Annotated in this window: 8 protein-coding genes and 2 pseudogenes; 5 read left to right on the forward strand and 5 right to left on the reverse strand. The window is 65.3% G+C overall.

Annotation, left to right across the window (positions count from 1 at the left end; all coding sequences use genetic code 11):
* The 3 genes and pseudogenes from QOC69_RS14600 to QOC69_RS14610 form a co-directional block, all read right to left on the reverse strand.
* Positions 1-144, reverse strand: a pseudogene (locus QOC69_RS14600) (hypothetical protein); the annotation flags it as partial.
* A gap of 166 nt (positions 145-310) precedes the next feature.
* Positions 311-1171, reverse strand: a complete 861-nt coding sequence (locus QOC69_RS14605) for a haloalkane dehalogenase (protein WP_526440675.1) — start codon at positions 1169-1171, stop codon at positions 311-313.
* Positions 1172-1264: 93 nt separating this feature from the next.
* Positions 1265-1900 carry a class I SAM-dependent methyltransferase gene (locus QOC69_RS14610; protein WP_526440677.1) on the reverse strand — a complete coding sequence of 212 codons (636 nt, stop codon included), beginning with the start codon at positions 1898-1900 and terminating at the stop codon, positions 1265-1267.
* Between the two features lie 97 nt (positions 1901-1997).
* Between QOC69_RS14610 and QOC69_RS14615 the strand changes: the two genes are divergently transcribed.
* Positions 1998-2501 (forward strand): MarR family winged helix-turn-helix transcriptional regulator, encoded by a 504-nt coding sequence (locus QOC69_RS14615; RefSeq protein WP_526440679.1) that lies wholly within the window; start codon positions 1998-2000, stop codon positions 2499-2501.
* Between the two features lie 590 nt (positions 2502-3091).
* Here the strand turns inward: QOC69_RS14615 and QOC69_RS14620 are convergent.
* A complete protein-coding gene (locus QOC69_RS14620) occupies positions 3092-3379 on the reverse strand; it encodes a hypothetical protein (RefSeq protein ID WP_526440681.1) in 288 nt (95 codons plus the stop codon).
* A gap of 407 nt (positions 3380-3786) precedes the next feature.
* Between QOC69_RS14620 and QOC69_RS14625 the strand changes: the two genes are divergently transcribed.
* On the forward strand, positions 3787-4407 hold the full coding sequence (locus tag QOC69_RS14625; protein ID WP_526440683.1) for a hypothetical protein: 621 nt from the start codon (positions 3787-3789) through the stop codon (positions 4405-4407).
* Positions 4408-4742: 335 nt separating this feature from the next.
* Positions 4743-6017, forward strand: a pseudogene (locus QOC69_RS14630) (IS481 family transposase); the annotation flags it as partial.
* A gap of 19 nt (positions 6018-6036) precedes the next feature.
* Here QOC69_RS14630 and QOC69_RS14635 read toward each other — a convergent pair.
* A complete protein-coding gene (locus QOC69_RS14635; RefSeq protein WP_526440685.1) occupies positions 6037-7212 on the reverse strand; it encodes an ROK family protein in 1176 nt (391 codons plus the stop codon).
* 146 nt (positions 7213-7358) lie between these two features.
* Here QOC69_RS14635 and zwf point away from each other — a divergent pair, with 146 nt between their 5' ends.
* Both zwf and QOC69_RS14645 read left to right on the forward strand, forming a co-directional pair.
* Entirely contained in the window at positions 7359-8846 is a 1488-nt protein-coding gene (gene zwf, locus QOC69_RS14640; RefSeq protein WP_526440687.1) for a glucose-6-phosphate dehydrogenase, read from the forward strand.
* A partial coding sequence (locus QOC69_RS14645) for a dihydroxy-acid dehydratase domain-containing protein (RefSeq protein WP_526440689.1) occupies positions 8843-9596 on the forward strand: 754 nt, incomplete at its 3' end. The genes zwf and QOC69_RS14645, both read left to right, overlap by 4 nt.

Consider the following 9596-nt stretch of genomic DNA (forward strand, 5'->3'; position numbering starts at 1 on the left):
CCGGGGCACCCGTAAACTTACAGCCGCCGACGCGTCGCGACACGGGTCGTTGGTCACCGGCTCGGCGGCGTTGGTCGCAGCCGCCGGATACGCCGCGACCATCGTGGCAGTGGCGCCCACGCTAGACGCCAAGTCCCAACTAATCGGCGGAGCCGCACGCTCAGCCCCCACCACACCCGCCTGCTCCTGACAACTGGCGGCCAGGATCAAACCCACCCAGCAACCACAGACCCGGGGACCGTTCAACTGCGCCGCGTGGGTATCCGCCGAGGGCTGGACATACCCACCGCTGAGTCGGCCGAGTTTCGCTTTAGCGCAAACGGTGTCGGTCGGCCCACGCCGAAACCGCGGCGGCGATCTCTTTCGGACGATCCTCCGGAGCGTGGTGCCCGGCCTCGCCGCAGGGGACGGTTTCCAGTGACGCGATGTGGGTTGCGCACCACTTAGCCATCTCCTTGCCGATGAGCAGGGAGGGCGCGCCCTCGAAGGTCAGGAGCAACTTGGGCACGCTCATGCTCGTCGCGAGCCACGCGTCGTACGCCTCGATGCGGGCGACCAGTTCGGCGGGTTCGCCGCCCAGCGGTAGCTGGCGTGCCCAGGCGAGGATGGGGCGCCGGCTCTCGGGGTTGGGGAATGGTTCGAGATACGCCTGCATGTCCTCGTCGCTGACCGGGGTGAGAACGCCGCCGCCGCCAAACGCCGTGCGGAGAAACAGGTTTTGCTCGAGCACCATGTCCTCGCCCGCACCGGGAGCCCGAATCGTCTCCCAGCGCTGACGCGCCGGCGGCGATAGGTCCTCCCACGCCATCGGCTTGACGATGCTCTCCAGGAAGGCGATGCCCAGCACCCGTTCGGGGTGTCGGGCCGCCCAGTCGAAGGCGAGCGCACCGCCCCAGTCGTGGCCGACCAGGATCACGCGGTCCAGGCCGAGCGCGTCGAACCAGGCGTCGAGGTATCGGACGTGGTCGGTGAAGCTGTAGGAGAGGTCGGGCTTTCCGGAGCGGCCCATCCCGATCAGGTCGGGTGCCAGCAGCCGCCCGCGACCCAGCTCGGGAATTACGTTGCGCCACAGGTGCGAAGACCCGGGGTTGCCGTGCAGTAGCACCACGGGCGTCCCGCTTCCCGTCTCCTGGTAGTGGATGCTCGAGTCGAGCACAGCGACGGTGGGCATGACGTGTCCCTTCGGGGGAATGGGTGGGTTCAGCTCAGCCGGGGGCGGTTGAGGGACGGTGGACCGGAGTTATTTCCGGGCCCGCGGAGCCGTTCATCGTCGGTGAGCGGTCGCGAGCCACGATGGAATGTCGGTGCGGTGTGGTTCTCCGGGCAGTGCGCCGCGCATGGTGACCCATTGCAGGTCGTCGAGGAGCCAACCGTCGGTGAACGCCGCACGCATCTCGGTTTCGGTGAGCCGGCGGGGTCCCCGCGTGCCCGGTGCGGCATCGCTGATCGCGAGCACGTGCAGGCGGGCGCCGTCGCGGCCGGCGCTGTGCAGGGCGGCGAGATAGCGGGCCTGGTCAGTGTCGGAGAAGACGTGGAACAGCCCGGAGTCGATGATTGTGTCGAACCGGTCTTGGTATTCGCTTAGCTCCCGCGCGTCGGCGACCCCGAACCCGACCGGTAGGCCGCGCTGTGCGGCCTTCGTGCGTGCGTGAGCAATGGCGGACGGCGCTGCGTCGAGCCCGGTCACCGAGTACCCCTGTCTGGCCAGATACAGGGCGTTGTCGCCGGTTCCGCAGCCGGCGTCAAGCACCGTGCCGGTGATGGCGCCGCGACGGTCGAGTTCGACCAGCATCGGCTGTGGCCCTCCGATATCCCATCCCGCGCCGGTGAGTGGGCTACCGTCCGGTTGCTGGGTCCGGTAGATGCTTTCGAATTGCTGCTGCGGGTCGATGGTTGTCACGCGGATCCCCTAAACTATGTTCTAGTATCTGGATAGTTCAGATGTCTGAAGTGTATGGCACGGTGTCAACCCAGCCGTTGGAAGGAGGTCCGATCAGTTGACTCGACGGCAAAGCTCCCACTCGTCGACAGCCTCGCCTTCGGGCGCCGCGCTGGGTGCCGAGGAAAAGCTCGAGATCCAGGCGTTGATCCCGTTGCTGGCCAACCATTTCAAACGCGCACACACCGACATGCCACCGCAGCTGAGAGCGGTCTTCGATGCCGGTGGCTTGGGTAACCGCCACGGTGCGGTGCTGGCCCGCTTGCTGTACACCGGACCGGTCACGGTGGGCGAACTGGCGCGACAACTGGGCCTCGGCCTGACGAACGCCAGCCAACTGATCGCCGACCTCGATCACGCCGGATGCGTGGAACGCCACACCGACCCCGCCGATCGCCGCCGCACACTGGTATCGCTGCGCAGCGCACGGCGCGCCGACGTGGAGCAATTCATCGCGCGTCGTACAGAGCCGCTAGCACGGGCAATGGAGCAACTGACCGTCGCGCAACGTCGCGGGTTCCTCGCGGGCTTGCGTGCCTGGGCCGGCGAGATCGCGGACTAACGCTGCAAGGCTGATGGATTTTCGTTGTCAAGCGTGTGACCGCTGCCGGAGTTCTCTGACGGATCCTTCAAGCTGGCCGACCATCCCGTGCAGCTAGTCGCGTCCGATTTCACGTGCCGTTGGCGCTTCGGCGGTCGGCGTCGGTGACTTCTATGGTGAAGGCGTGGATCTGCTGGATCGGTTGAAGCTCGATTTTCCGGTAGCGCAAAGCCTGGATCGGAAACACGGCACCTCCCGCGTTGACCGCAGCCGTCGCCCGCGCCGGCGGGGCTGACAGCGTGGAAAACGGCGCTCCACTTCGGTGGGCTGGATAGCCTCGGCAGGGCGCGTAGCGGAATGTTACGACGGATCTTGTTGAGTCTGCCCGCCAATCGGATGTGCTGGCGCGCAACCGGATCCAACTAGAGAAAGTAAATCCTATGAGCCTCCAGGGCGCGAACAGCGGCATCGGGCTGGTCAGCGACAGACTGGTGCTACGCGAGTTCCCACAGCGGCGCCGGCGTGGCGCGCTTCCTGGAACGCGCCGCGACCGGCCGCTGACGCCGGCGGGGCCAACTAGCCCGCCGGGGGAGGGCGTAGCGTCTTACTCACTAGTGGTGGCGCTCCCACTGGAAGCCGGCGACGTCGTATTGGCTCACGGCGTGGTCGGGGTTGCCCTTGTTCGGATTTAATTCGCTTCCGGCGTAATGCTGCTCCGCATTGGCGAACCCGTCGGTGCTGAAGCCTGGCGGTTTCAAGGCGGGGTCGTCACTGGCTTGCTTGTTCGGTTGACCGGTGGGGTTGGTGGTGTCGTGTGGGTTGTCGGCGAGTGCAACGCCGGCGGGTGACAGCGCGACGAACGCGGTGACCACGCAAGGCAGGATGATGGAGCTTTTCATGAGATTCCTCCGATCGTCAGGATGCACTCTGAACACGATTGAGAGGCCTGATCGGTTCAACGCGGGCCGCAGGCGTCACCGTGATGTTCGACGTAGTCCAAGAGCCGGGTGAGGCCCTCCTCCCATTGGTCGGCCTGCGGGTTCCATACCCAGCCGGAACATGTTGGTGTCGGTGATCGCGTCGGCGTCTAGGGGCGTGCTCGCAGCAGTACTCATGACTCTCACTGAGGTGTTCGTTCATGAGTCGCTGCGTGGTTCGGGGGATAGCCCAGTACGCAGCAACGACGGCAACCACGAGTTGCCGTCCGGCTGACACCCGCCCGCCCATTGCCGCGCCTTGCCTATGGGAGGACGATGAATTGGACGGCGGCGCCGTCGAGACGCTGCCCACGCAGAGGAGGCAGATCATGTACGCACGCAGTACCACCATCCAGGCACAGCCCTCATCCATCGACGCCGGCATTGCCCATGTCCGCGACACCGTGATGCCCGCGCTCGAGGGCATCGACGGGTACACCGGCTTGTCCCTGTTGGTCGACCGGTCGTCCGGCCGATGTATTGCGACCAGCGCCTGGCAGTCCGAGGAGGCCATGCGCACGAGCGCGGAGTCCATTCGGCCGGTTCGTGACCGGGCCGCAGAGGCATTCGGTGGCAGCGCAGACGTCGAGGAATGGGAGATCGCTGTCTTGCACCGTGACCACCGGTCGAATGACGGTGCCTGTGTCCGAGCCACCTGGGTCAAGGTCAGCCCGGATCAGATCGACCGAGGCATCGATTTCTACAAGGCGACTATCCGGCCCGCGCTCGAGGCGCTCGAGGGATTTTGCAGTGCCAGCCTGCTGGTCGACCGCGCGTCCGGTCGTGCCGTGGCCTCGGCGACCTTCGACAGCGTTGAAGCGAGGGAGCGGAACAGAGACCAGTTGGACAGGCTCAGAGGCACGGGCAGCCAGGAAGTAGCTGCAGAGGTGCTCGACGAGCGCGACTTCGAGTTGGCGCTCGCACACCTGCGTGTGCCCGAAATGGCCTGACCGCACGACAAGCGCGGAGCAGTTCCAGCTGCGGCCACCTTCGTGAGAAGTCTGGCGGTGTGCTGGTCACGGACGCCGGGCATGCGGCGACGGTCGCGAGGCTAACGCCAGCTCCGCCGCAACGAACGAGTGGAAGCGACAGTTGTCCCGTTCGCGTGAAAGCTTGATCGGTCCGGTCCGCGCACCCGACCAGCACAGGGGGTGCCGCGTCCAGGCGATCGTTCATTCGGGAGCCGCTTTATCGAGCACATGCGTGATGTCAATGTGAAGACCCAGGACATTCTTGACACATTGGGTTCAGGACTTGGTTGACGATCTGGTTCGATATTCGTCTTGTGAATGATGTGGCGTCGGGTGAGTCCGGCGATTGGGTGACTGAGCACAGGTATCGAGCCGTTCTACAGGTCCTCGACGGTGTTCCGAAAGCGCAAGTTGCGCGCGAGTTCGGCACTTCGCGGCAGTCAGTGCATAGCTGGGTGGTCCGTTATCAAGCCGGAGGGTTGGCCGGGCTGGCGGATCGTTCACGGCGGCCGCATGTCTCGCCGAATGATCTTGCGCCGGAGGTGATTGCGGCGATCTGTGAACTACGGCGCAGGTTTCCGCGGTGGGGTGCCCACCGCATCGCCCACGAGTTGGCGGTCCGGGGTTCCGGGGATGCACCGTCTCGGTCGAGTGTGTACCGGGTGTTGGTGCGTCACGGGTTGGTGACGGCCCAAAGGCAGAATCACAAGCGCAAGTATCGGCGCTGGCAGCGCGATGCTCCGGTACAGCTGTGGCAGCTCAACATCATGGGGGGTGTTCTTGGCTGACGGCCGCGAGTGCAAGCTGGTGACCGGAATCGATGACCACTCCAGGGTTCGTCGTGATCGCCACGGTGGTCACAGAACCGTCGGGTCGAGCGGGTGTGCGAAGCCTTCGTTGCTGCTTTGGCTCGCTATGGTGTGTCGTCAGAAGTATTGACCGACAATGGAAAACAGTTCACTGGTAGATTCGCCAAGCCGTACCCTGCCGAGGTCCTGTTCGAGCGGATCTGTCGTGAGAACGGCATCACGACCCGTTTGACTAAACCACGCTCACCGACCACGACCGGGAATATCGAACGCTGGCACAAGACGCTGCGTCGCGAACTGCTCGACGCTGCCGGGCCGTTTCCCAGCGTCGAATCCGCCCAGGCGGCGATCGATGCCTGGGTGCAGGGCTACAACCACAGTCGTCCGCACCAATCACTCGACATGGACATCCCCGTGGCGTTGTTCCGACCTGCACCGCTCGAACCCGTACCGGCAGTAGCCGCGCTTCAAGGGCCATTGACAGCGATGGTGACCGATGTCGTTGTCCCACCATGGAAACCGATGGTATTGCCTGCACCCGCGGCGGGGTCGGCCGGAAGCGACATCCGCGCCGTGGAGTGGGAGACCACCCTGACCGGCCGCGCCCGGCTGTTGTTGCCGGGAGATCAGCAGCTCAAGTTCACTGCCGCCCTGGCACACCGGCAGGTGACGGTGTGGGCCAGCGACCGCAGCATCCACGTCGTCCTTGACGGGGCGGTTATTCGGACTCGCCCCTCGCGACTCTCCGAGCACGACCTGCGCAACCTGGTGCTCCGTGGCTTAGGCAGAGCCGATGGCTTTAGAGCACGGCGTCGACTGCGCGCGGACTCAGTACTTGGTCCAAGATCATTGCGGCGCAGCCGATCACGCCGGACTGATCGCCGTGGGTGGACGGCAGTATCTGCAGTTCGCGGGTAGCGAGGGCGGTTGCATTACCGTAAACGGTTTCGCGCAGACCGGCCACGAGGATGTCGTAGGCCTTGGACATGTCGCCGGCGATGACCAGCGCTTCAGGGTTGAGCAGATTGACGGCGCCGGCGAGCACCTCGCCGATGTGGCGCCCACTTTCCCGGATCAGCCGTCGCGCTTCTGGATCGCCGCCGAGCGCGAGGTCGACGAGGTCGCGGATGTGTCCCACGGTGTGGCCCTGCTGTTGCATGGTGCGTACCAGTGCCCACCCGCCCGCGATTGCCTCGAGGCACCCGGTGTCGCCGCATCGGCAGGCGCCTCCCGCGGCGGCCGGAATCTTGGTGTGCCCGAATTCGCCGGCGGCACCGACGGCTCCGCGTTGGAGCACACCGCCGGCGACGATGCCGGCACCCAGGCCGGTCGAGGCCTTGACGAGGAGCATGTCGTCGAAACGGTCACGCTGCCCGCGCCGTTCGGCGAGCACGATCACGTTGGCGTCATTGTCGAGCAGGATCGGGGCGGTAGTGAGTTCGTGTAGATAGGGCGGCAGCGGGATGCCGTCCCATCCGCTCATGGTCGGTGAATCGAGGCTGCATCCGCGGGTGGTGTCGGCGGTCCCGGGAATGCTCAAGCCCACGCCGAGGACCTCGTCGTGTCGGCGGCCGGCTTCGTCCAGCAGCGCTTCGAGGCGTTTGGCGATGTCGGGCATCAGTTCGTGGGGGCCTATGCCGATCTCCTGATCGACATCGGCGATCGTCAGGACCTCACCGGCCAGGTTGCAGACACCCAGCTGGGTGCGGCTCCTACCGATCGCCGCGGCGAGGACAACGCCGGCGTCGGCGTTGAACACGAGCTGTGCCGGGGGTCGGCCGCCGGTGGACGTCGCTTCAGCACGCTCGAGCACCAGACCGCGCGCCTGCAGCGCAGACACCCGGGCGGCGACCGCCGTGCGGGACAGGCCAGTGATACGACCCACCTCGGTGCGGGTGGTCACGGCTCCATCACGAATCAGGGCAAACACCTCACCAGCGGTGGCGGGCGCCGGCGAGGACCGTGACATGCGCATATACGCCATTCAACCAACCGGTTACTGCACACGCAACCCTCAAAGTTCATCTACTTTTACCTTAGAAGGACGTAAGTATGTTTTGCGGAAACGCTGAACCCTCCGTAACGTTCGACTCGACAGACCCGACATATGTCAGGAGATTCATGTCGACCGCGAACCCCGTGGCACCTTGTGACTTCGTTGTTTTCGGCGGAACCGGCGATCTCGCCGTCCGCAAGCTTCTTCCCGCCCTCTACCTGCGCGACCGCGATGGTCAACTACCTGAGCACACCCGCATCATCGCGGCGTCGCGCGCCGGGCTCGACGTGTCCGGCTACCGCGACAAAGTGCGCGGGGAACTGGGCCGATTTGTCGCGAAAGAGGCCCTCGACGATCAGACACTCGATCGGTTCCTCGCTCGTCTGCACTACGCGAGCATCGATTTCGCCGACGCCAGCGACTGGTATCCACTGACCACCGTCCTCCAGGCCGATCCCGGCAAGGTCCGGGTGTTCTATCTCGCCTGCGCGCCAAGCTTGTTCGGCCCGATCTCCGCGCATCTGGCCACCCACAACCTGGTCGACGCATCGTCGCGGGTGGTCCTGGAGAAGCCGATCGGCCACGACCTCGCGTCGGCGTGTGCCATCAACGACGCCGTCGGATCGGTCTTCGAGGAATCCCAGATCTTCCGCATCGACCACTACCTGGGCAAGGAAAGTGTGCAGAACCTGCTCGTGACCAGGTTCGCCAACACCTTTCTGGAACCCCTGTGGAACTCGAGCTGGATCGACCACGTGCAGATCACGGTCGCCGAGTCGCTTGGCGTGGGGACCCGCGCCGGGTACTACGACAACTCCGGTGCGCTCCGCGACATGGTGCAGAACCATCTGCTGCAGGTGTTGTGTCTGGTTGCGATGGAACCGCCGACCTACGTCGACCGCGAAACCGTCCGCGACGAGAAGCTCAAGGTCCTGCAGGCGCTCAAGCCGATGACACCTCAGGACGTGGAGCGCAGTACCGTCGCCGGCCAGTACGCCCCCGGTCTCGTCGACGGGGTCGCCGTTGCCGGATACAAGGACGACGCCGAGAACCCCGACAGCCGCACCGAGACCTTCGCCGCGGTGAAAGCCGAGGTGCGCAACTGGCGCTGGGCCGGCGTGCCGTTCTACCTGCGGACCGGCAAGCGCATGGAGCAACGCTGCTCGGAGATCGTGATCGCGTTCAAACCCGTTCCGCATCCAATGTTTCCGGACAGCGACGGCAACAGCGAGCCCAACAAGCTGGTCATCCAGTTGCAGCCCAAGGAGGGCATGCGCCTGCACATGACCGCCAAAGAGCCAGGGCCCGGCGGCATTCGGCTTAAGCCGGTGTCGTTGAACCTCAACTACACCGAGGCATTTCAACGGCCGTCCCCCGACGCCTACGAGCGACTTCTGATGGACGTGGTGCGTGGCAACCCGACGCTGTTCATGCGCCGCGACGAAGTCGAAGCGGCGTGGGCCTGGGTCGAGCCGATCCTGGTCGGTTGGGAATCCTCCGAGCGCGGCCCACGACGGTATGCAGCGGGCACCAGCGGTCCCACCGACACGACCACCCTCATCGAGCGCGACGGCCGTACGTGGAATGAAGAAAATGAAGGAGCCACACCGTGAGCACCATCCACCCGGTCCTGGAGACCGTGACCGATCGCATCACCGAACGCAGTCGCGCACCCCGCGCCGCCTACCTGGAACAGATTCGCGGAGCCGGCGACCGTGGCCCAGCACGCAGCCGCCTGGCCTGCGCGAACGTGGCGCACGGCTTCGCCGCCTCCGGCAGAGCTGACAAGAAAGCCCTGCGGGGCATGGTCAAGCCGAACGTCGCGATCGTGTCGGCATACAACGACATGCTGTCCGCGCACAAACCGTTCGAGGCCTTTCCCGCCCAGCTCAAGCAGGCGGTACTCGAGGCCGGCGGCATCGCACAGTTCGCCGGCGGTGTGCCCGCCATGTGCGACGGCATCACCCAGGGACGCGACGGTATGCAACTGTCGCTGTTCAGCCGCGACGTGATCGCAATGTCCACCGCGATTGCGCTGTCCCACGACATGTTCGACGCCACACTGATGCTCGGCGTGTGCGACAAGATCGTGCCCGGCATGCTCATCGGCGCCTTGGCTTTCGGGCACCTGCCGACGGTGTTCGTCCCGGCCGGCCCCATGACCTCCGGGCTACCGAACGGTGAGAAGGCCAGGGTCCGGCAGCTCTACGCCGAGAACAAGATCGGACGCGACGAGCTGCTCGACGCCGAGGCCGCGTCGTATCACGGCAGCGGAACATGCACCTTCTTCGGCACCGCCAACTCCAATCAGCTGCTGATGGAAGTGATGGGACTACACCTGCCGGGCTCGAGCTTCGTCAACC

Source organism: Mycobacterium sp. (assembly GCF_032162105.1).
Taxonomy (GTDB): domain Bacteria; phylum Actinomycetota; class Actinomycetes; order Mycobacteriales; family Mycobacteriaceae; genus Mycobacterium.